The sequence below is a fragment of the Streptomyces sp. NPDC127119 genome (genome assembly GCF_042677425.1).
Taxonomy (GTDB): domain Bacteria; phylum Actinomycetota; class Actinomycetes; order Streptomycetales; family Streptomycetaceae; genus Streptomyces.
In genome coordinates this window covers 24,734-46,131 of record NZ_JBHXTO010000025.1, presented here as the reverse complement: position 1 = coordinate 46,131, position 21,398 = coordinate 24,734, and the positions used below count along the sequence as shown (strand labels likewise).

The window sequence follows — 21,398 nt, the reverse complement described above, 5'->3', positions numbered from 1 at the left end:
GTCTTGAGTCCTCGGTCGGCCCGTCTGAGACCATGGACGGTGTGAAAGAGATTCGGCGCGGCACGCTTCAGGAGCAGACCTTCTACGAGCAGGTCGGCGGCGAGGAGACCTTCCGGCGCCTGGTGCACCGGTTCTACGAGGGTGTCGCCGGGGATCCGCTGCTGCGGCCCATGTACCCCGAGGAGGACCTGGGCCCGGCCGAGGAGCGCTTCACGCTGTTCCTGATCCAGTACTGGGGCGGTCCGACCACGTACAGCGAGAACCGCGGTCACCCCCGGCTGCGGATGCGGCACGCCCCCTTCGCGGTCGACCGGGCTGCGCACGACGCCTGGCTGAAGCACATGCGGGTCGCCGTCGACGAGCTCGGCCTCTCCGAGGAGCACGAGCACACGCTGTGGAACTACCTGACGTACGCGGCGGCTTCGATGGTGAACACCGAGGGCTGATTCGATGGCGAACACCTGAGGCTGATTCGATGGTGAACACCTCGGGTTGAACAGCAACGCCCTTACCCGGCGGCACAGCAGCACCTGTCTTGGGCTCAACCACCCCGGCTGACGCGCGGATTCCGGTCGCGCGTCGCCGGATTCCGGTCACGATCCGGTCAAACCCGGTCCTCAAGCGCTTACCCGCGCCCCCTCACCTCTGACAACATCGTCGAAGATCCGGGAAGTCCGGCGATACGGCGGGGGGCCGGGTGACGGGGTTCGTCCTACTGCGTGTGCGAGCGCATCGTTTGCTGCTGACCGCCGCGCTGCTCACCGTCCTGCTGACGACGGCCGTGCTGGCGACCCTGACCGCGTACTCGGGTGCGATCGGCGACGCGGCGCTGCGGCACTCGCTCCTCGACACGTCGGCGACCACGACGGACCAGGCCGACCAGGAGGGCACCGCGCCCGGGGCGGCCAGCGCGGCTACGCAGAGCGCCGCGGCCACGACGCTGATCGTCAAGGCCGACGTCCCCGCGGCGGAGCGCGAGGCCGCCGACCGGGCCGTACGGGACGGGGCCGGGCGCACCTTCGACGGGCTGCCCGTGACGCTGCGGACGCTGACCCGGTCGGGGCCCTACGCCCTGCCGAGGTCGCTGCAGGAACCCGCCGCCCGCTCGAAGGACCCGGACCTCACGCACTTCGCGGCGCTGGACCCCTCCCAGGTGCGGACGGTCGAGGGACGCGCGCCCCGGGCTCCGGGCGACCGCGCCGACGGCCGCGAGATAGAGGTGGCCCTTCCCGAGACCGCCGCCCGCCGGCTGGCGGTCGAACCGGGCACGCGGCTGACCCTCGTCGACCGTTTCGACGGCCCGAAGGTACGGATCCTGGTGACCGGCCTCTACCGGCCCGTGCGCGTCACCTCGCCCTACTGGCAACTGGACGACCTGCACGGACGCGGGGTCAGCAAGGTCGACTTCACGACGTACGGGCCGCTGCTGACGGACCCGTCGGTGCTCGCGGCCTCCGGAAGCGGGCGGCCGGTCAGCGCCGGGCCGACCGCCTGGCTGGCGTCCGCCGACTTCTCGGCGCTGACGACCGGGCGGATCGGTGCCCTGCGGGAGGCGGCCACCGCCGGGCCCCGCGCCCTGCTCAAGTCGCCCGCGCTGCACGGCACCACGGCCATCACGACCTCGTTGCCGGAGGAACTGGAGCGGGTCGAGAAGTCGTTGCTGGTCTCCCGTTCGACGCTGCTGATCGTCGCGCTCCAGCTCGCCCTGCTCGCCGGTTACGCGCTGCTGCTCGTGGCCCGGCTGCTGAGCGTCGAACGTGCCGGTGAGACACGGCTGTTGCGGGCACGCGGCGCCTCACGCGGGCGGGTGGCCGCGCTCGCCGCGCTGGAGGCCTCGCTCCTCGCCCTGCCGGCCGCCGTCTGCGCGCCGCTGCTCGCCGGGCCGCTGACACGGCTGCTGGCCGGACAGGGGGCGCTGTCCCGGATCGGGCTGCGCCTGGACACCTCGGCGACGGCCGGAGCGGTGTGGACGACGGCTGCCGCGGTCGCCCTGGGATGCGCGCTGGCGGTGACCGTACCCGCGCTGACCGCGCGGGAGGAGACCGCGGAGGGCGGTCGGGCCCGCTCGCTCCCGGCGCCGGTACGGGCCGGTGCGGACCTCGGCCTGCTGGTCGTCGCGGCCGTCGCGTACTGGCAGTTGAGCCGGCAGACCTCCGGTGCCGTCGGCTCCACCGGCCCCGGCCGGTCGGAGGCGGCGCCCGCGGACACGCTCGGCATCGACCCCCTGCTGGTCGCCGCCCCCGCGCTGGCCCTGCTGGCCGGGACGGTCCTCACCCTGCGTCTCATGCCGCCCGTGGCCCGTCTCGCCGAGCGGCGCGCGGCCGGTGGCCGCGGGCTCCCGGCCGCGCTCGCGGGCTGGCAGTTCAGCCGCCGCCCGATGCGCGGCGCGGGACCGGTCCTGCTGCTCGTCCTCGCCGTCGCCATGGGCATGCTCGCGATCGGCCAGGGCGCGTCGTGGAACCGCTCGCAGGACGATCAGGCGGACTTCCTGGCCGGCACGTCGGTTCGGGTCCTGTCGGGCGGCGAGGACGGCCTGTCCCGGGCCGGGCTGTACGCGGACCTCGACGGCGTGCGCGGGGCGGCCCCCGCCATGCGTACGTCGCTGCCGCTGTCCGGCAACCGGACGGCCGCGGTACTGGCGCTGGACACGGAGGGTGCCGGGGCAGACTCCGGCGACGGCTCCGGTGACCGCTCCGGCGACGGCTCCGGAGGCAGTTCCGGCGACGGCGGCTCCGGGAGCGGGGACGCCGCCGCGATGCTGCTGCGCGGGGACCTCGCGGACAGGCCCGCCGGGCCGCTGCTGGCGGGGCTCGGCCCCGGCCGGGCGGGATCGACGGGCGTGACCCTGCCGAAGGACAGCACGCGGCTGGAACTGGAGCTGCGCATCCGGGCGAGCGCGCAGCCCTCGGCCCCCGGCCCGGCGGCGTACCGCTCCAAGATGTCGGCGGAGGTGACCGTGACACTGGAGGACCGCTACGGCACCCCGTACCGCATGTCCGCGGGCGACCTCCCAGCCGACGGCAAGGCACACCGCCTCACCGTGCAGCTGGCACAGGCCGAGCAGGCGCCGTCCGACCGGGCCGCCGAACCCCTCTCGCTGACCGGGGCGCAGCTGGACCTGTCCCAGCCGACCGGGCGCGCGGAGGAACACCGGCTGTCCGTCGAGCAGTTGACGGCCACGACGTCCGACGGGACGCGGCGGACGCTGTCGTCGCCCCCGTCCTGGCAGGTGACGTCGGAGAACAACCAGACCACGGCGGACCCCAAGGCGGGCAACACCCCGACGAGCCCGGACGTGACGTCCGAGCGCCCGCTGACCGTGACCTACGGAACGGGCTACATCCCCCGGGAGACCCCCTGGGAGACCTCGTCGGTGACGATCCGGCTGCAGGCGGAACGGCCCGCCGCACCCGAGGTCGAGGCCGTCGCGACCGACGCCTTCCTGAAGGCCGCGGGCGCGCGCGAGGGAGAACGCCTCGACGTCCCCTTCGGCGGCTCGGCCGTCCCCGTACGGATCGTGGAGAGCGTCCGCGCGCTGCCCACCACGGAGGGCACGGAGGGCTCCGGCACCGCGCGGAGCTCCGGCGGGGCGCTGCTGGTCGATCTGCGTTCCGTGAACCGGGTGCTGGAGGAGCGGTACGGGGAGAGCGTCGCGCCCACCGAGTGGTGGCTGCGCACCGAGCCCGGCGCCGAGGCGCGGGTGGCGGCCGAGTTGAGGCAGCGGCCCGATGTCGAGCCGTCGCAGGTCGTCGTGCGCGACGAGATCGCGGAACGGCTGCGGGACGATCCGTTCGGGGCGGGGCCGGAGGCGGCGTTCGCCGCGGCCTCCGTGGTCGCCGCCGCGCTGGCCGCGGTCGGCTTCGCGGTGAGCACGGCGGGCTCGCTGCGGGAGCGGAGCGCCGAGTTCGCGCTGCTCCGCGCGCTGGGGGCGCCCCGCCGCCAGCTGGCCCGGCTGGTCGCGGCCGAGCAGGGCGTCCTGGTGGCGCTGGCCCTGGTGGTGGGGGTGGCGCTGGGAGCGGTACTGACCCGGGCGGTCGTTCCGTTGATCGTGCTGACGTCCCGGGCCACCCGGCCGGTCCCGGAGGTACTGGTGGAACTGCCCCTCGCCCGCGTCGCGTTCCTGCTGGCGGGCCTGGTGGCCGCGCCGCTGATCGTGACCGGTGTGCTGGCGCTGCGGCGGGGCGACTCGGCCTCGTCGCTGCGGTCGCTGCGTGTGCTGCACGAACAGGGAGGTGAGTGAGATGGGCAGGGAGGAGAGCGAAACGGGCGGAGAAGTGAGTGGGACGGGCAAAGAGGTGAGTGAGATGGGCCGCCGCCGGACCTTCACGCGTCGGGATGCCGAACCCCCCGTCGTCGCCCCCTGGATCCGCACCCGGCTGCGCGCCGCACCCGGTGCGGCCGTCGCCCTCGCCCTGCTGGTGCTGGCGACCGTCTGCCTGGCCGCGTCCTTCCCGCGTGCCGTCGACCGTTACGAGGACGCGGGTCTGCGCCGGGCGGTCGCCGACGCCACGGCCCTCAGGACCTCCGTGCAGTTGTCGGCCCCGCCGCCCTCCCTCGGCGCCACGCAGCAGGAACGCGAGTCGGTCCTGCGCCCGGCCTCCCTGCGCGAGCAGTACCGGAGCATCCTGAAGGTGATCGAGCGCCCCCTGGTCGCCGACCCCGGGCAGTCCGCGTACGGCGTGCGGACCACGAAATCCCTCGAAGCGCCGGAGAAGTGGCTGCCGCGGCCGACCGGGCTGCCCGCGCAGATGACCCTCGCCGCGCAGAACGGCCTCGCCGACCACTCCAGGCTGCGCGAGGGCCGCCTCCCGCGCGCCGGCGGCACGGTCACCGCCTCGACGCCGGAACTGGAGGCCGCGGTCACCACGGAGACCGCCGACAGCCTCCACATCGAGGTCGGTGCGGTGATCCACGTACCCGCCGTCGAACGCGCCCCGCTCGCCGTACGCGTCACCGGCATCGTCGCCCCGCGCGACCGGGAGGGCGCCTACTGGGCGACCCAGCCCATCCTGCGCACCCCGTCCCTCGTACGACTGCCGACCCAGGGCGCGGAACCGAGCATCTACTGGCTCGGCGCGCTCCTCCTGGCCCCGGACGCGGCACCGGCCCTCCTCGGCACCCCCGGCGCCCCCGCCCGCTACTGGCAACTGGCCCCGTCCCCCGCCGCCCTGACCGCGAGCGGACTGCCCCGGCTGGCGAGCGCGATCGCCGCGCTGGAGTCCGGCCCCGGCCTGCTGAAGGTGCGCGCGCTCACGGATCCGGAGGCCGACGCGAGCACCGACCTCGACGACGTCCTCGCCTCGTACGCCGGACTCCGCTCCGGCATCCGCCCCCTGATCGCCGTCGCCGCCTTCGGCAGCGCCACGGTCGCGGCCGTCGTCCTGCTCATGGCGGGCGGCCTCACCGCCGACCGCCGCCGCGGCGAACTCGCCCTGCTGCGCGCCCGGGGCGTGTCCCTGCGCGGCCTGACGGCCCGGCTGTTCGCCGAGACGGCGGTGGTCGCGGTACCGGCCGCCGCGCTCGGCCTCGCGGCAGCCGTACTCGCCGTCCCGTACGGCCGCCTGTCGTACGCCGTCTGGACGGCCGCCGCGGTCGCGCTCCTCGCCTGCGCCATGCTGCCCGTGCGCGCCTGGATCACCCACCGTGCCGTACGGGTCCACGGCGCCCGTGAGGACCTCGCGTCCGTACGCCCTTCGCGCCGCCGTACGGTCGCCGAACTCACCCTGCTGGTACTGGCGTCGGCGGCGGTGTTCGCGCTGCGGAGCCGCGGGACGTCGGGCGGTTCCGCCGGTGCGGGCGGCTCGGGCGACCCGGCGGACCTGGACGGTTCCGCCTCCGGCTCCGGTGATCAACTCGTCGCGCTGGCACCGGTCCTGATCGGTGTGATCGCCGCGCTCCTGCTGGTCCGGCTCTACCCGCTTCCCCTGCGCTGGCTGGCCCGTCCCGCGGGCCGGCTGCGCGGTGCGGTCGGGCATCTCTCCCTGGCCCGCGCGGGCCGCACCTCCGTGTCCACGGTGCTGCCCCTGCTCGCCCTGCTGACGGCCCTCACCACGGCCGCGTTCGGCGGGTCCGTCCTCGCGGGCGTCGCGGACGCCCGGGACCGGGCGGCCCTGCTGAGCCTGGGCGCCGACGCCCGCGTCGAGGTGATGGGCGCGCTCCCCGCCGACCTCCCCGAACAGCTCCGCTCGGCACGCGGCGTACGCGAGGTCACACCGCTGAGCATCGGCTACCAGGCCAGGCCCGGGACCGGCGTGGAGACGGTACCCCTGGCGGGCGTGGAGCCCGAGGGATACGCCCGGCTGGCACGCAGCACACACCTCGGGGCCTTCCCCGCGGGCGAGTTGACGGCACCGGCGGACGCGAGGCCCGCGAACTCCTCGAAGCCGGCGAAGTCCGCGAAGCCCACCGAGTCCGCGAAGTCCGCCGGGAACGGCGCGTCGGTCGAGTCCCCGCTGCCCGCCCTCGCCTCCCCCACCGTCGCCGAGCGGTTCGGCACGCAGCCCTTCCCGGTGCGCCTGGAGGACGGCAGCGACATCACCGTCCGCATCACCGTGGTGCGCGAACTGACCCCGGCCGTCTCGGGAACCGAGTTCCTCGTCGTGGACCGCGCCGGCCTCGGTGCCGTCGCCGCACGGCCGACGGCCCTCCTGCTGACCGGGGACCGGATGGACGCGGGCGCCCTGCGCAAGGCCGCGGGCACCGCGGCCGACGTCCGCCTCCGGGCCGACGAACGCGCGCGGTACGTCGACTCCCCTCTCCAGTCCGGCGCCGAACGCGTCTACGCGGTGGCGGTCGCCGCCGGCTCCGGCTACGCCGTACTCGCGCTGCTGCTCGCCCTCGTACGCGCCGCTCCCGAACGCTCCGCCCTGCTGGCCCGGTTGCGCACCATGGGCCTCACCCGCAGCCAGGGCCGTCGGCTGCTCGTGCTCGAAGCGCTGCCGCAGGCCCTGCTCGCCGCGGTGGGCGGGGTCCTGACGGGCTGGGCGGCGGTCCGCCTCCTGGCACCCGGCGTCGACCTGACCGCCGTGGCCCTCGCCACCTCCAGCGGCAGCCCTCCCCCCGGCACCGCCGCGCTGCACACTGACCCGGCGTCCCTGCTCCTGCCCGCGCTCGCCGTGCTCCTCGTCGCCACAGGCATCGCCGCGGCCCAGGCGTGGTGGACCGGACGACGGGGTTCGGTCAGGGAACTGCGGGCGGGAGACGCCCGATGACCCCTCCCGAAGGCCTTTCCCGAGGCCACTCGATGCCGCTCGAAGAGAGTCGCCCGACGACGACCACGACCAGCCGGAGCCACCGGATGACGACCACGACCGGAGACGCCCGATGACGACCACCGACTCCGTCGGTCCTGCCGACTCCGTCGGTCCTGCCGGTTCCGCCGGTCCGGCCGGTCCCTCCTTCGCCGACCTCGCCCGGCGTGCCGCCGACCGCCGCGACCGCCCCGCCTACGGCCATGACGCCCTGATCACCTGTGACCGGCTGGTGCGGATCTTCTCCACGGACGGCGTGGAGGTTCAGGCGCTCCAGGGCCTCGATCTCCTCGTGCGCGAGGGCGAGTTGATGGCGCTGGTCGGCGCGTCCGGCAGCGGCAAGTCGACCCTGATGAACATCCTGGCGGGTCTGGACACCCCCACCGCGGGCGCCGCCCGGGTCGCGGGGCACGACCTGCTGACCATGGGGGCGAAGGACCGGCTCAGCTACCGGCGCGAGACCGTCGGCTTCGTCTGGCAGCAGACGGCCCGCAATCTCCTGCCCTATCTGACGGCCGCCCAGAACGTCGCCCTGCCGATGCAGCTCGGCGTCTCCCGCAAGGGCCGTCGCGCGCAGGCCCAACGCGCCCTGGAACTGCTGGAGTTGCTGGAGGTCGGGGAGTGCCGGGACCGCCGCCCGTTCCAGATGTCCGGCGGTCAGCAGCAGCGCGTCGCCATCGCCGTGGCGCTGGCCAACGACCCCTCGGTCCTCCTCGCCGACGAACCCACCGGTGAACTCGACTCCCACACCGCCGAACAGATCTTCGCCGCCTTCCGCACCGCGAACGAGCGTCTCGGCACGACCATCGTGATCGTCACGCACGACCAGGCGGTCGCCACCGAGGTCCGCCGGACCGTCGCCATCCGCGACGGCCGTACCTCCACGGAGGTCCTGCGCCGCACCGAGGTCGACGCCACGACCGGTCACGAGACGGTGGTGGCCCGCGAGTACGCGATGCTCGACCGGGCCGGCCGGCTCCAACTGCCCGCCGAGTACACCGAGGCCCTCGGTATGCGCGACCGCGTCGCCCTCGAACTCGAACCGGACCACATCGGCGTATGGCCGGACGACAGCGAACACCGCTGACCCGCGGTCGAAAGAGGCCGTGAAAAGGGAGCGCCGAAGGGGACGGTCTCCCCGGGGGGCTCCAGGGGGGGCTCCGGGGGCGGCCTCCCGGACGGTCTCCGGAGGGGAACGCTCAGCGGACGCTGACGTCCAGCGCCCCGAGCCCGGCCTTGCGCACGGCGACGGTCCCGTACGGCGTCCGCAGCCTGAGCCACGCGCCCGACGAGAGCAGGCGCAGCGGGGCCTCGTCGGGGGCGGCGGCGGAGGCGGAGGCGGTGCGCGCGGGCCTGAGGAAGCCCAGCGACTGGGCCGCGTGTGCGGCCCGTACCGGGAGTTCGGTGTCCCCGACCGGCCGGGACCAGATCTCCCGCCCGATCCCGTCGAGCGCGGCCCGCGTACGTCCCTCGGGCGCCAACTCGTCGATGCGTGAACGGAATTCGGCGACCACCGCGGCCACGATCGTGCGCACCGCGTCGAGGCCGGGCAGCCCCGGCTCCGGCCGCCAGCCGCCGCGCGGCGGCAGCACTCCGGCCCACGGCGGTCCGGTGACGGCGGCGGGCACGGCCGCCGTGGCCGCCGCCTCGTCGAGGGACTCCAGGAGTTCACCGGCCGAGACCGTCACGTCCAGGGTGAGGTCGAGACCGTCCTCGTACGGCTTCGCGAGCCGTGCCGTACGGATCGCGAGCACCTCGAACGACGGCGGCCGGCCGAACACCGCGAGCGTCGTCCCCGACGCCTGCAGCCGCACCGCGGCGGCCCGGTCGTAGTGGATCAGCCGGGCCAGGAAGGCGGCGAGATCCGCCGCCTCCCCCTCGTCGACGAGGTGCAGGGCCGTCATGCGGCGACGGCCCCCGCGGAACCGGCCCCGTCGTCCGCGTACTCCTGGAGGAACTCGCGCTCCTCCGCGGTGATACGACGCGGCCGCTGCGCCTCGAAGTCGAACGGCACTATCACCGTCTGGGCCCGTACATACACCTGGTCCGGGTCCTTGACCTCGTAGGAGATGGTGAACGAGGCCGCTCTGATCTGCGTGACCCACAGCTCGATGTCCACCGGGGTGTGCCGGTGCACCAACTGCTGCTTGTAGTCGATCTCATGGCGTGCCACCACGGACCCCTGCTGGAAATCCTTGTCCGGGCGGAACAGGAAGTCGATACGCGCCTCCTCCAGATAGCGGAGGAAGACCACGTTGTTGATGTGGCCGTACGCGTCCATGTCCGCCCAGCGCAGCGGGCAGCGGTAGATGTGCCGCAAGGAGATCAGCCCCGGGTCAGCTTCTTGTAGGTGGCACGGTGCGGACGGGCGGCGTCCGCACCGAGCCGCTCGACCTTGTTCTTCTCGTACGACTCGAAGTTGCCCTCGAACCAGTACCACTTCGACTCACCCTCGTACGCGAGGATGTGCGTCGCGACCCGGTCCAGGAACCACCGGTCGTGGGAGATGACCACGGCCGCGCCGGGGAACTCGAGCAGCGCGTTCTCCAGCGACGACAGGGTCTCCACGTCGAGGTCGTTGGTGGGCTCGTCGAGGAGCAGCAGGTTGCCGCCCTCCTTGAGGGTCAGCGCCAGGTTCAGGCGGTTGCGCTCACCACCGGAGAGGACACCGGCCGGCTTCTGCTGGTCCGGACCCTTGAAGCCGAACGCGGAGACGTACGCCCGCGACGGCATCTCGACCTGGCCGACGTTGATGTAGTCCAGCTCGTCGGAGACGACGGCCCACAGCGTCTTCTTGGGGTCGATGTTGGCGCGGCTCTGGTCGACATAGCTGATCTTGACGGTGTCGCCGACCTTGATGGCGCCGGAGTCCGGGGTCTCCAGACCCTGGATCATCTTGAAGAGCGTGGTCTTGCCTGCGCCGTTGGGACCGATGACGCCGACGATGCCGTTGCGCGGCAGCGTGAAGCTCAAGTCATCGATCAGAACCTTGTCACCGAAGGCCTTGGACAGGTTCTGGACCTCGACGACGATGGAGCCGAGTCGCGGGCCCGGCGGGATCTGGATCTCCTCGAAGTCCAGCTTCCGCATCTTGTCGGCCTCGGCCGCCATCTCCTCGTAACGGGCGAGGCGGGCCTTGGACTTGGTCTGGCGGCCCTTGGCGTTGGACCGCACCCACTCCAGCTCTTCCTTGAGCCGCTTCTGCCGCTTCTCGTCCTTGCGGCCCTCGACCTTGAGGCGGGCGGACTTCTTGTCGAGGTACGTGGAGTAGTTGCCCTCGTAGGGGATCGCGCGGCCGCGGTCCAGTTCGAGGATCCACTCGGCGACGTTGTTCAGGAAGTACCGGTCGTGCGTGACGGCGACGACGGCGCCCGCGTACTTCGAGAGGTGCTGCTCCAGCCAGTTCACCGACTCGGCGTCGAGATGGTTGGTGGGCTCGTCGAGGAGCAGCAGGTCGGGCGCCTCGATGAGGAGCTTGCAGAGCGCGACGCGGCGCTTCTCACCACCGGAGAGGTTGGTGACCGGCCAGTCGCCGGGCGGGCAGCCCAGCGCGTCCATGGCCTGCTCCAGCTGCGCGTCGAGGTCCCAGGCGTTCGCGTGGTCCAGGTCCTCCTGGAGCTTGCCCATCTCGTCCAGGAGCGCGTCCGAGTAGTCGGTCGCCATCAGCTCGGCGACCTCGTTGAAGCGGCTGAGCTTGCCCATGAGCTCGGCGGCGCCGTCCTGGACGTTCTGCAGAACCGTCTTGCTCTCGTCCAGCTGCGGCTCCTGCATGAGGATGCCGACGCTGAAGCCGGGCGACAGGAACGCGTCACCGTTGGACGGCTGCTCAAGGCCCGCCATGATCTTCAGCACGGTCGACTTACCGGCACCGTTCGGCCCGACGACGCCGATCTTCGCCCCCGGCAGGAAGTTCAGGGTGACGTCATCAAGAATCACCTTGTCGCCGTGCGCTTTGCGCGTCTTGCGCATGGTGTAAATGAACTCAGCCAAGAGAAACCGTCCGGACGCTTGAATTCGGCAGTGGGCAGATACACCCCATCTTGCCGCACGGCTACCCCCCGGGGGAAACGCGTTCGGCTGTGGGCACCTGACCTGGCGTTTCCCCACCAGCGACCAAAGCTCGCCTGTCACCGCCGGTCGCCGTTTGTCGGCCCCGGTCGCCCTCGCACGGCCCAGAGACGGCCCAGCATCGGCCGTGATCAAGGACGCCGTAACCTCCTCGGATGGACGCCTCCTCCTGCTTCTGTCTCCTGTGCGCCCCTCCTGCGGATGGCCCTGCCTGGGAGGAACGCGACAGTCGCACAGCCGCGAACGTGACCGAACACGGCTGGCACGTGATGGGCGTCGGCGCTGCGGATGAGGCTCCGGCGGACTGGGCCTACTCGATCGGTCTGTGGCACACCCTGCGCAGCCCGGAGGTCTGCATCTTCGGCCTGCGGACAGAAACGATGATGTCCGTCCTCAACGTCGCGGGTCGGGAGATCCGCAACGGTCACCCTCTGAAACCCGACCAACTGCGTGACGACATCCTGAACGGCTACTCGGTGGCCATCCGGCCGGTGCACACGAGTTGGTATCGGATCTTCTTCGGCGCTGGGCTCGACTTCTACCAGGCACCCCCGCTTCCGATCATGCAGCTGTTCTGGCCGGACAAGGACAGCCGGTTCCCCTGGGACAACCAGGCACAGGAACACTGCCGCACGAGCCAGCCCCAGCTGTGGCTCTCGAAGAAAGAGACCAGCGGAGCCTGGGCCGACCTCGACTGAGGCCCACGGCCCGACTCGTCTCCGGAACCGAGTGGAGCCCACTCCCCCGCTGCGCCGCTAACGACTGATCGGGATCTCGTAGACGATCTCGCAGTGAGCGGCGGGCACCACGATGTCCGCCGTCTCCACGGGCCGCCCCTGGTCGCTGTAGTACGTCCGCCGGATGTGCGTGACGAGCGCGGCTTTCTGGATTCCGAGAAGCGACGCCTCCTCGGCGCTGGCCTGCCTGGGCTCCGGCTGCTCCACGGCATGGCTGATGGTGATCCCAATCGCGGCCATGCGGTTCACGACACCCGCTCCGGCGTGCGGCCCTCCCTCCGGAAGGACGACGAGCGTTCCCGCGGTGAGGTCGTACGGCTCCCAGCTCGTCGACAGCTGCACTGGCCTGCCGTTGGCCAGGAACTCATAGACAGTCCGGACGCACAGAGCGCCTTCCTCGATACCCAACCGTGCCGCGACATCCACCGGAGCCGGCACTTTGGCGTCCGTCCGGCTCTCCCAGTCGCCCTGCTTGCCGACAGCCTTCATGTCCGCGCGAAACGGCGACCCCTCGGGCTGCTCACGCGCCGATGACCGCACGACCCGCACCCGCTTCCGCGGCTCGGCGACGTACGTACCTGATCCGGCGCGGCCTTCCAACAGGCCCTGCGAGATCAACAGTTCCTGCGCCCGCCGGACCACGTTCTCGCCCACGCCGTACTCCTGGCCGATCTGGGCGCGAGAGGGAAGCCGGTCCCCCGGCTCCCACGCGTGTTCCACGATCCGCCGTCGGAGCTCGTCGGCGATGCGAAGGAAGGGCGCTTGCTCAGGCATGTGGAAAATCTAGTCCACTAGCTCTAATCTAGTTAACTAGCTTCACTCCATGTGATCGCTGCTTAACGGAGGCTGTCCTGTGCCCGCTTCGGGAGTTAGCGCGGCGGCCATCGCCAACCGCCTGTCGGGGCTCGGACTCCCCACGCGCATAGAGCAACACGCCCAGTTCACGTCGGTCGAAGCGGAGGTGCCGGAAGAGCTCCCCGCCGAGTCGTGGAGGGAAGCCCTGGAGGTCGTGGCCGAGGCCGATCGATTCGGACTCCTCGCCACGAGCCTGGGCGCCCGCACCCTCTGGGCGGTCTTACACAAAGCGGTCCCAAGACAGACGACGCCACGGGACCAACCCATCAGCGACAGGAGCTGATCCATCGTGCTCAACCGCATCCTTCGCGCTGTCACACGAGCCGGAGCACGACACTCCAAGGGCAGGCACCGCCGCCCCTCAACACCTTCACGGCCACCGTCCGCTCCTGCTTCGGCGGCATTCACGGACGAACCGACGGTCGCCTTACGACGGACCCCCGATTCCGCGAGGCACTACTACCGGCTAACGGGCGAGGAAAACGCGCTCATCCGCCCGTACATGCTGGCCTGGGAAAAGCACGCGCAACAGCGACCGACGGTTGCCACGGCTCCCCACCTGCCGAGCGAAACATGGTCGGCACATCTGGAAACAGTCTGATGCGCTCCCGACACCAGACTCCCGCTTCAGACACTTCGGGCATCTCCTACCGATCGATCGCCTGCCGGATCGGCACACACCACGCCTGCGCGGAGTCCTCTCCGGCATCGGCACCGGTCGACGTGCCAGTGATCTATGAGGCCTGCGACTGCCCATGCCATCCAGTGCCTGACTGCTCCACACCCGCCGAAAGCGAACCGCCGAGCGGCTGGATCCCTGGATGTGCGCCGGCACCCAACCTCGAAACCACCGGAAGGCAGACTCAGTGATGACGGAACAGCGCGGACTCAGGCTCCTCCCGTGGGTGGGACCGGAAGGCAAACCGTGCTACCTGAGCACCAACGATGGTGACGGCTTCATGTCCCGTCTGGCGGACCGCATCGAGGCGGATCAGCTCGACACGGCGTCCGAACTCCTGAAGCACGCACTTCAGGTACTCGATCACAGGACGGGCGACTTTGATGAACTACCACTTCTTGCCGCCCAGTTGACTGCGACGCTGAGAGACGTATTGCGAGTTGCAACCAGCCGCGGGAGCCGCCTGGCCACACCGGAACATCTTCGAGAGGAACTACCGTCTGACCGCTGAGGGCGACGTCGGCCAGGCAACGTCCAGCACGACAGGGAGTCTCGGGCACGGTTCGAGGCTCCCTGCTTTGTGGGCAGTAGACGATCAGATCCCTACGGCCACTTACGAAAGCCCCGCCCAAATTGGTGTCTACGGTTCAGGATAGAAGCGCCCGCACCAACTTTCGCAACTCGTCATAGTGAGTGGTCTTCCGAGCTCCGTCACCCTTATGCCCCCACAATGTGAAACCACTAGAGCTCTCCTGTACCGGATCCGGTTTCCATTGCCCCTTGCTGACGAATCGGACATCCAGGAATCGTGTCGCGTCGTGCCGATGCCGAATATTGACAAGCTTCCGCGCCGCCGCCTCGTGGATCAAGTGTTCACCCTTGGTGTCCACTAGCAATACCCTATTCCTAATCCAGATGACAAAATCTGGATAGAAATTTTCGGTTGGCCCGAGCACTGCTAGAGGGATCTTATACCCAATACGAGACGGATTCCGGCACCAAGGCACATCGAACTGGTCTACAGCTTGAGCAAATTCAAGCTCAAACCGATTCAGGCGATCGTAACCCTCATGCAGAGAGTTTTGAAATAGGTGAATTTCATCCGATCTGGCGAGGATGGGCCCTATAGAATACGGATTTGACTTACGCTGCGTCAGGGATATGTTTTCGAGATAGGCGTCTACGACGTCGGCAGCGACTTCAGTGACATGAGTGTGCGCCGGGCTACCAACCCCGATACCCGCATCAAATTTCGGATCGTCTGTCAGGACAACGTTTAACACACTGGAGTGTCGCTGCCTGAGCTCACGGTTGAAAACCCAACGAACTGAAACCAAGCTAGGATTTTCCAGAACTTCCCATTCACTTTCCGTCTTTCTCCGCTCCGCAAGATCGAAGGAAGTGACTTTACGGCTTCCTTTTCCGTGAGTGTTGACTGACGGGACTCGGTAGTCGTGCAACTTGGCTAGAGCGTGTTCCATCGGATCGAGCGCATCTTTGGTTTCGTAACCAGTCGCCGGCAGCGACATCGGCTCAGAGGGCACATACTCTTGCGGACGAGGCTTCCCAGGCGGGGTGCTAATGAACTTCACCTGCGGAGCTTCCTGACCCAGTCGTTGCTCGACATCATTTAGAACTTTCTGGAAGGCCTCGTTTCTATCCACTCGAACATAGAAGTGCGCTGTGTTCAAACGCTCCGCTGGATAGTGCTGGGCTCCCGGTTGCCGGAGTACTCGGCCAATGATCTGCTCAATTTGAACTTTTGAGTCCATACTCTTGTCGACGTATGCGAAATAGCATAGCGGGTCGTCCCAGCCCTCCTGCAGACTTATGTTGAAAATAACATGTTTATAGTCCCCGCGAGTAAAGGATTCATAGTCCTTATCTCCTCCAGAGAAAAGGTTGAACTCATCAGGTAGGGGATAGTCCTTGTCCTGTTTTAGAGTACAATAGACAGCCACTTCCTCTGGGCTCACGCCACATTGTTCTGTTAGATATCGCCAGATTAGGATCGGAGGCGCTTTCCTTTGCGAGAACGGCTTCCTTGGGTCATCGATTCGGTAGCCGTCATCAGCGACAGTATTTATGTTACAGACATAAATTGCCTTCGGGGCTCCGAGAAGCCCCTGCGCGTCGCCCTCTGTTGCGGCTTCGCGCATATCGCTGAGCATGTCAGCAATCGTGTCTTCCATAGGCGAGTTATAACCTGCGAGAAGAACTGTACTCTTCACAAGTCCCGAGTCGGCAACTCGGTTTGCATCGATGCGAGTTGTGAACCAATTATCGGCCCTTCCGCCGGCGTCCCTCAGGTGTTCTACCTCTCTTGCAATGCGGACTGGAAGCTTCATAGTTGCACTTGCCAGGAGCAGGGCATCGGGCTGTAGCTCCAGTAGCAAATCACTCTGCTGATCACTCAAGTTATGCGCCTCGTCGTACACGACAAGCAGGGGGCGCCGGACGTTGTTAGCGTCGATGCGGGATTTCAATGCCTCCCAGATTGATTGGTCGGTCGTATCCAAACCAGACTTATAGATCAGGAGATTGCTATTCTCCTTCCCTTTCTGGTTAAAGGTACCGACCGTGGCAAAATACATCTGCGGTTGATTTGACTCCCTGACCTCCCCGGCATTGTATTCAGCTAACGGCTTAATTAAGTAGTTGCCGAGTAAGTGGTGATACTTACCACCTGCTTGAAAATTTGCAAAACTCTGCTCCACTACGACGTTTAGCTTGGATAGCCAGAGGACTACGGGTTCAACCGTAAGCGATGAGGCAATCACGTTAAGAGCGTCCGCCATGATGACGGTTTTTCCGGATGCCGTTAGCGATGAAAGCGCTTGAAAGAAAGGGACGCTGTGTCGATTCTGCGACGTACCTACCGTAACTGGATCTGCAGCGTATTCGAGGAACCTGGTTGCGATCTGAGTTGAGGCAATCTGCTGGAACGGCAAAAGAGAAATCATATCTCATCGTCCTCCGTGAATGAGTCGATTCTCAAATCGAGTCCAAAATCAACCAGTATTCGATCTGGTATCTTCAAAAAATTGACGTTGTCTGTGCGGAAAAGTTCGCGGCGGGCGTATACATGAAAGAACGGCTCTAACCCCTCCCTGACAGCTTCACTGGCACACTCTTCGTACACGTCTTCGGTTAGGTCTATATTCTGGTCCGGGCCATCCCAGACTAGAAAGTAACCCTCATTGTCGCCATTCCTGCCGACCAAGTACCGGTATGCAGAATTGTCGACCGCTACAATCCTAGGAGTTCGACGACGGCTTGAGTCGTAATGCGAGGCAAGTACAGTGTCTCGCATTTCGTCACGCTCCATTTGCAGAAGGGTAGCCGCGTCCACCTGCTTTGTAAGTTCGAGGAACTTGAACCCACCAGACAGGGGGATACCCTTCTTGTTTGCCCAATCACCTTTTATTGCATTGATTAGTCGTTTTGCAGTTAAGGTTCGCGCGTAAGAGTCTCCCCGCTCTGGTCTGCCTTGTTCGATCAGGATAAAACGACGATCAGTACCAGCTTCATTGTTTAGCCCGATGACGGCGTGAGCCGTCGTCCCTGATCCTGCAAATGGGTCCAAAACTAATCCGTCAGGCGGGCACCACAAACTGATTATTTTCCTCATCAGCATGAGGGGCTTTACAGTATCGAACCCGTGGCCTCGACCAACAATACGGTTGAGCTCCTGAACTCCAGCTTCGCTGGTTCCTGACTTAGGATGTTCCCACGATACGGCCCCCATAGCGATCGGCTCAAAATCATCATTGGCCCAAAAAGTTGTCGGAACCACTCCCTTGGCAACGTCGGTTAGGTATGTCTTGTAGCGTAATTCGCCATGCCCGGCATTTCTGCGCTGATCGTCTCTCCAGAAGAATCGAGGCCACACACCTCCCCTACGCTTGATGACCTTCTTTTGAGCCGCAATTACTTTCGGATCGGACTCATAGTCTTCTGTCAGGGGATTGCGAGCCCCTCGAATTATCAGGGCTGGACGAAGACCATCACCGACATCCCGGTCCTCATAGGTAATCCCCCATTCCTCAACCCCAGCCTTCATTTTTGCCCGCTCGTTTCGCCAGCAGCGTCCTTGCTGCGGATAATGGAGCCGTCCAGTGAATGGGTTCTGGATTCCGTACACCTGACCGGGGTGAGTCGGTGCCCCCATGAGCGTTGAGTCGGAAGGGCTCCACGATCCCAGTGGGTCGTTATCTCGACTCTGATAGCTTTGGGCTGCCTCTTCCGAGTGGGGTAACCGCCCAGTCGTAACGTGCTCGGCATCCCGGGCGTACACGAGCACATATTCAGTTGCCGTGGATACACCAGAGTCGTGATTTTTTGGAGACGTAATTTTCTGCCAATTAATGATCGCAAGTCTGTTTCGCTCGCCGAAGAGCTCATCTAGCATCTGGCCTAGGTGGAAAAGCTCTCTATGGTCTATGCAAATGGCGAGTACGCCGGTGGGCCTAAGCATGGCTTTCATCATCTGCAGCCGTGGAAGCATAAGCTTCATCCACTTTGTATGTCTGGCGCCGTCGTCAGCACTGACCCACTCGCCAAGATCGGTGTCGTTTGGATCCGAGTCCCATTTATCGTTGTATCGAAAGTCGTTGCCGGTATTATAGGGAGGATCGGCTAATATTAAGTCCACCTGACCGCGCTCGCGGTATAGGCTTACGAGGGCGTGTAAATTGTCACCTTCGATGAGTAGATTACGCGACTGATCTATTTCTGTGCCGACACTGTACCGGGTGACTGTTCTTTGCACGCGGGGTCGAACTCGTCTTGCCAATTGACGCGCTGTGGCCTTACCGGCGAAGCCAAGGCTGATCCCGGGTTCAGGCCGTTCCTGGAGGAGCCGGATTAACTCATCGCGAGTTAGTTCGTCAAGGTTCTTGATCTCGTCCATTGGTTCCGTACCTCGCTGTCCCTCGGGTTGGGGTCTAGATGAGCGCGCGAGCTACATGTACTGCGCCGCAAAGATGTTGACGGTGCATCAAGGCATCTTGGCATGAGGATCAAGCTTGGAAAAGAGCTTGTTACTGATGGGGATTTGCGGAATGTTCGCTTCTACTTATCCTTCGGCTGCGCAGGCCCGCTGCCCGCTAGAGCACTGTCACGCAGTGCTCCGAGAGTGTTGCGCGGGTAGCGTTGTCCGGAATACGGACGTAGATGTGCTGAAGTAGGGGCGCTAGTGGTGCAAGGATTCGCATGCCCGCAGAACCTGGCCGCCAGGGTGGATGAATCGGCGCTGCTGAGTAACCTGGTCGGTGGAGCGGCTTTGGGCTGGAGCTGCTTTGGCGCGAGTGATCATGGCCCCGTAAGCTTCCGGCGCGTCGGGCAGTCTGCGGACCTGCCCGGTAAAGCACGACGTGGGGGCCATGATCTTCGAGGCTCGCGCCAAAGTGGCTGCCTAAAGCCGTGGAGCCGACCCCCAGCCACGGCGTACCCCTTTTCTTGCGTCAGGCAGCTGCATGCTGGGCGCGCGGCACGGACGCCGGCCGGGCTGGAGCGGGGCGGAGACAGGAGCGCAGGCCCGGCCGGGGGCCGGGCCGCGCGCGGGGAGCGGAGCGAGCCGCCTTGATGAAGTAGGGAAAGTTCTACCGCGCACTCTGAGCACCTTTGATCATCGCCGTCGGACGACCTACTCACGTGAGCAGGTCAGGGCTACGCTTGTTGTGCGTGCCGACATAACCCGACGACAAGGAGCGTGCTCACGGGATGGGACCGAAGTCTGAGCGGGTCTACCGCACGATTCGCGAGTGGATCACGACAGGCAAGTACCACCCCGGTGCCAAGCTCCCGTCAGAGCGGACCCTGTCCGACGAACTGGAGATCGGCCGCACGGCCCTTCGTCAGGTGCTGGCGAGGCTGGTCGCCGAGGGCACCGTCGAAGTGCACGGCCGTAGCTCCTACCGCGTACCCGATCGGTCCGTAACCACCAAGGCCCCGACGGACGTCGAGCCCTGGCAGATCCATGGTGAGCGGACTCTGTACGACAACCGTTGGGTGAAGCTCGGTCTCGTCGATGTCGAGCCGCCCGGCGTTGAGCGCTTCGAGCATCACGTTGTACGCCTGCATCACGTGGCCATCGCTGCCGTCATCGACGATCAGGACCGTGTCCTGATGATGTGGCGGTACCGCTTCGTCCCCCAGTCCTTCGGCTGGGAGCTCCCTGGCGGGATCGTCGACGAGGGTGAGAACTCCTTGCAGGCGGCTCTGCGTGAGGTCGAGGAAGAGACCGGCTGGCGGCCTGACGGGCTTGAGCACGTGATCACCTATCAGCCGATGGTCGGCATGGTCGATTCGCCGCATGAGATCTTCGTGGGCCAGGGCGCAAAGCTCGTCGGCGAACCGACCGACCTGGAAGAAGCCGGGCACATCGCCTGGGTTCCCCTCGCTGACATTCCTGGCCTGATGGCTCGTGGGGAACTCATGGGGTCGGGAACCCTTGTTGCCCTGCTGCACGTGCTTGCTTCCCGCGGTGCCGGCGCTTCGCCTACAGCCGCTGGGTGAGCTGTTCGATTCGGCGGCGGTGACGCACGGACCCCGTACGGCTTGCCACCAAGCGTGCCTGGCGCAGGTGCTCGTGCGCCTGGTCGTACTCGCCGCGGGCCACGTGCGCCTGCGCGAGATCACAGCGCAGTCCTGCTGATGCCCGGATGAACGTCGGATCGGTCGCTTCCAAGGCCGTGTACAGGCTGCCTACCGCTTCCTCATCGCCTATCAGGGCCAGTGCGTTGCCTCGCCACCTGGCCAGGTGACCGCCGTTCAGGAAGATGCTCAGCATGTCGGGGTCGCGGGCTTCCTCGCCCGACGGTAGGCATTTCACCGCGTTGTCGAGTGCGCGCCGGCACTCATCCTGGAGCCCTGCTCTTGCGCAGATCTCGGCCTCGGCCGCGTGCAGCCATGCCCTGAGCCGCGGGGACATGGCCTTGCCGCCGAGTCGCTGGGCGTCTCGTACCAACTCGACAGCCATCGGGGCCCGGCCCGCATCGCAGAGTACGTACGCCTGCTCCGCGGTGGCGTGAGCCAGATACATCGGCTCGTCTGCCTCCTGTGCGGCCCGCTTGCCCAACTCGTAGTGGCGCCAAGCTCGTTCGACCGCTCCAACGTCGAGTGCCTGCCATGCCGCCAAGGTCGCCGCTCCGGCTAACGCCACGGCTACCGGGCGTCGCGTCTCGGGCAGTACGGCGAACGTGAGGGCGTCTTCCAGCGTCGACAGGTGCGCGGTCATCTGGTCGACAAGGCTCGCAGCGCCGAGTTGCCGGTCGATGGTCCGCAGTAGTTCGGTCTGGTCCATGAACGTCTTCACCATGGTCTGGCTGACGTTGCGGGCCGCGTCGATACGGCCCATGAGTTCGTCGTAACCGTCGACTGCGGAGCCGCTGGTTGGTGCCTCCGGCTTGCCGGTCAACTCGTCGTCCGTGACGCCCAGGAGGACGCGGAGGATGCTTGCGTATCGGGTCGAGATGGCTCGCCGGCCGTTCTCCCACTCCGAGACGTACACGCGCAGGCTCGCTGTCGACGCGACGCTGAGCATGTGCTGACGCGCATGACGTTCGATCTCGCGCACCAGACGTTCTTGCGACCACTCGCGCGCGGTTCTTGCTGTCTTGAGTCCGTTCATCACCTGTGCCGCTCCGCATGGGGTGTTGAGCCGTAACAGCAGCATGCCTCACATCGGTGCAGGTCGGCAGGGGTTAACGAGACGCGTGTTAACCCCTGTTGGCTACCGAATCGTTGGCGCGAGCGCTTCTCTAGAAGTGTCGCAGCAAAGCGAGTTGCACCACCGGAGTCAGTACA

Annotated in this window: 14 protein-coding genes and 1 pseudogene; 8 read left to right on the top strand and 7 right to left on the bottom strand. The window is 66.9% G+C overall.

Annotated features, from left to right (window positions below; genetic code table 11):
* The first annotated feature begins 32 nt into the window (after positions 1 to 32).
* From ACFVH5_RS14465 to ACFVH5_RS14450, 4 genes are all read left to right on the top strand, one after another.
* Positions 33 to 446, top strand: coding sequence for a globin (locus tag ACFVH5_RS14465; RefSeq protein WP_107016178.1), 414 nt, complete (start codon positions 33 to 35; stop codon positions 444 to 446).
* 275 nt (positions 447 to 721) lie between these two features.
* Positions 722 to 4,240, top strand: a complete 3,519-nt coding sequence (locus ACFVH5_RS14460; protein WP_385833936.1) for an FtsX-like permease family protein — start codon at positions 722 to 724, stop codon at positions 4,238 to 4,240.
* A gap of 64 nt (positions 4,241 to 4,304) precedes the next feature.
* Positions 4,305 to 7,211, top strand: coding sequence for an FtsX-like permease family protein (locus ACFVH5_RS14455; protein WP_385833985.1), 2,907 nt, complete (start codon positions 4,305 to 4,307; stop codon positions 7,209 to 7,211).
* A 112-nt stretch (positions 7,212 to 7,323) separates the two neighbouring features.
* Positions 7,324 to 8,337: an ABC transporter ATP-binding protein gene (locus tag ACFVH5_RS14450; RefSeq protein WP_385833935.1), complete on the top strand. Its 1,014-nt coding sequence runs from the start codon at positions 7,324 to 7,326 to the stop codon at positions 8,335 to 8,337.
* 112 nt (positions 8,338 to 8,449) lie between these two features.
* Here the strand turns inward: ACFVH5_RS14450 and ACFVH5_RS14445 are convergent, their stop codons facing one another.
* The 3 genes from ACFVH5_RS14445 to ettA are packed head-to-tail and all read right to left on the bottom strand — an operon-like array spanning position 8,450 to position 11,240.
* Complete coding sequence (locus ACFVH5_RS14445; RefSeq protein WP_385833933.1) at positions 8,450 to 9,154, bottom strand: hypothetical protein; 705 nt, start codon at positions 9,152 to 9,154, stop codon at positions 8,450 to 8,452.
* A complete protein-coding gene (locus ACFVH5_RS14440; protein WP_384802410.1) occupies positions 9,151 to 9,570 on the bottom strand; it encodes an acyl-CoA thioesterase in 420 nt (139 codons plus the stop codon). The genes ACFVH5_RS14445 and ACFVH5_RS14440 overlap by 4 nt, the downstream gene beginning before the upstream one ends.
* A gap of 5 nt (positions 9,571 to 9,575) precedes the next feature.
* The gene (ettA, locus tag ACFVH5_RS14435; RefSeq protein WP_384802407.1) at positions 9,576 to 11,240 is read right to left on the bottom strand and encodes an energy-dependent translational throttle protein EttA; all 1,665 of its coding nucleotides are present in this window, start codon (positions 11,238 to 11,240) and stop codon (positions 9,576 to 9,578) included.
* A gap of 323 nt (positions 11,241 to 11,563) precedes the next feature.
* Here ettA and ACFVH5_RS14430 point away from each other — a divergent pair, with 323 nt between their 5' ends.
* A complete protein-coding gene (locus tag ACFVH5_RS14430) occupies positions 11,564 to 12,016 on the top strand; it encodes a DUF4262 domain-containing protein (protein ID WP_385833932.1) in 453 nt (150 codons plus the stop codon).
* 57 nt (positions 12,017 to 12,073) lie between these two features.
* On the opposite strand, the gene ACFVH5_RS14425 is transcribed toward ACFVH5_RS14430, so the two are convergent.
* Positions 12,074 to 12,829, bottom strand: a complete 756-nt coding sequence (locus ACFVH5_RS14425) for a GntR family transcriptional regulator (protein ID WP_385833931.1) — start codon at positions 12,827 to 12,829, stop codon at positions 12,074 to 12,076.
* 79 nt (positions 12,830 to 12,908) lie between these two features.
* Here ACFVH5_RS14425 and ACFVH5_RS14420 point away from each other — a divergent pair.
* Positions 12,909 to 13,183 (top strand): annotated as a pseudogene (locus ACFVH5_RS14420) (hypothetical protein); the annotation flags it as partial.
* 596 nt (positions 13,184 to 13,779) lie between these two features.
* Entirely contained in the window at positions 13,780 to 14,100 is a 321-nt protein-coding gene (locus ACFVH5_RS14415) for a hypothetical protein (RefSeq protein ID WP_385833929.1), read from the top strand.
* Positions 14,101 to 14,236: 136 nt separating this feature from the next.
* Here the strand turns inward: ACFVH5_RS14415 and ACFVH5_RS14410 are convergent, their stop codons facing one another.
* Complete coding sequence (locus ACFVH5_RS14410; RefSeq protein WP_385833927.1) at positions 14,237 to 16,552, bottom strand: DEAD/DEAH box helicase family protein; 2,316 nt, start codon at positions 16,550 to 16,552, stop codon at positions 14,237 to 14,239.
* A complete protein-coding gene (locus ACFVH5_RS14405; RefSeq protein ID WP_385833926.1) occupies positions 16,549 to 18,501 on the bottom strand; it encodes a site-specific DNA-methyltransferase in 1,953 nt (650 codons plus the stop codon). The genes ACFVH5_RS14410 and ACFVH5_RS14405 overlap by 4 nt, the downstream gene beginning before the upstream one ends.
* An 812-nt stretch (positions 18,502 to 19,313) precedes the next feature.
* On the opposite strand from ACFVH5_RS14405, the gene ACFVH5_RS14400 reads away from it, so the two are divergent.
* Entirely contained in the window at positions 19,314 to 20,108 is a 795-nt protein-coding gene (locus ACFVH5_RS14400; protein WP_385833924.1) for an NUDIX domain-containing protein, read from the top strand.
* Here ACFVH5_RS14400 and ACFVH5_RS14395 read toward each other — a convergent pair.
* Positions 20,092 to 21,135, bottom strand: coding sequence for an XRE family transcriptional regulator (locus ACFVH5_RS14395; protein WP_385833983.1), 1,044 nt, complete (start codon positions 21,133 to 21,135; stop codon positions 20,092 to 20,094). The two genes, ACFVH5_RS14400 and ACFVH5_RS14395, sit on opposite strands and share 17 nt — an antisense overlap.
* Positions 21,136 to 21,398 lie beyond the last annotated feature (263 nt).

Bases quoted from the DNA above. Each gene is read 5' to 3' on its own strand.
- ACFVH5_RS14400 (WP_385833924.1), top strand. From the start codon at position 19,314: ATGGGACCGAAGTCTGAGCGGGTCTACCGCACGATTCGCGAGTGGATC.
- ACFVH5_RS14415 (WP_385833929.1), top strand. From the start codon at position 13,780: ATGACGGAACAGCGCGGACTCAGGCTCCTCCCGTGGGTGGGACCGGAA.
- ACFVH5_RS14455 (WP_385833985.1), top strand. From the start codon at position 4,305: ATGGGCCGCCGCCGGACCTTCACGCGTCGGGATGCCGAACCCCCCGTC.
- ACFVH5_RS14450 (WP_385833935.1), top strand. From the start codon at position 7,324: ATGACGACCACCGACTCCGTCGGTCCTGCCGACTCCGTCGGTCCTGCC.
- ACFVH5_RS14405 (WP_385833926.1), bottom strand. From the start codon at position 18,501: ATGGACGAGATCAAGAACCTTGACGAACTAACTCGCGATGAGTTAATC.
- ACFVH5_RS14425 (WP_385833931.1), bottom strand. From the start codon at position 12,829: ATGCCTGAGCAAGCGCCCTTCCTTCGCATCGCCGACGAGCTCCGACGG.
- ACFVH5_RS14465 (WP_107016178.1), top strand. From the start codon at position 33: ATGGACGGTGTGAAAGAGATTCGGCGCGGCACGCTTCAGGAGCAGACC.
- ACFVH5_RS14410 (WP_385833927.1), bottom strand. From the start codon at position 16,552: ATGATTTCTCTTTTGCCGTTCCAGCAGATTGCCTCAACTCAGATCGCA.
- ACFVH5_RS14445 (WP_385833933.1), bottom strand. From the start codon at position 9,154: ATGACGGCCCTGCACCTCGTCGACGAGGGGGAGGCGGCGGATCTCGCC.
- ACFVH5_RS14395 (WP_385833983.1), bottom strand. From the start codon at position 21,135: ATGCTCAGCGTCGCGTCGACAGCGAGCCTGCGCGTGTACGTCTCGGAG.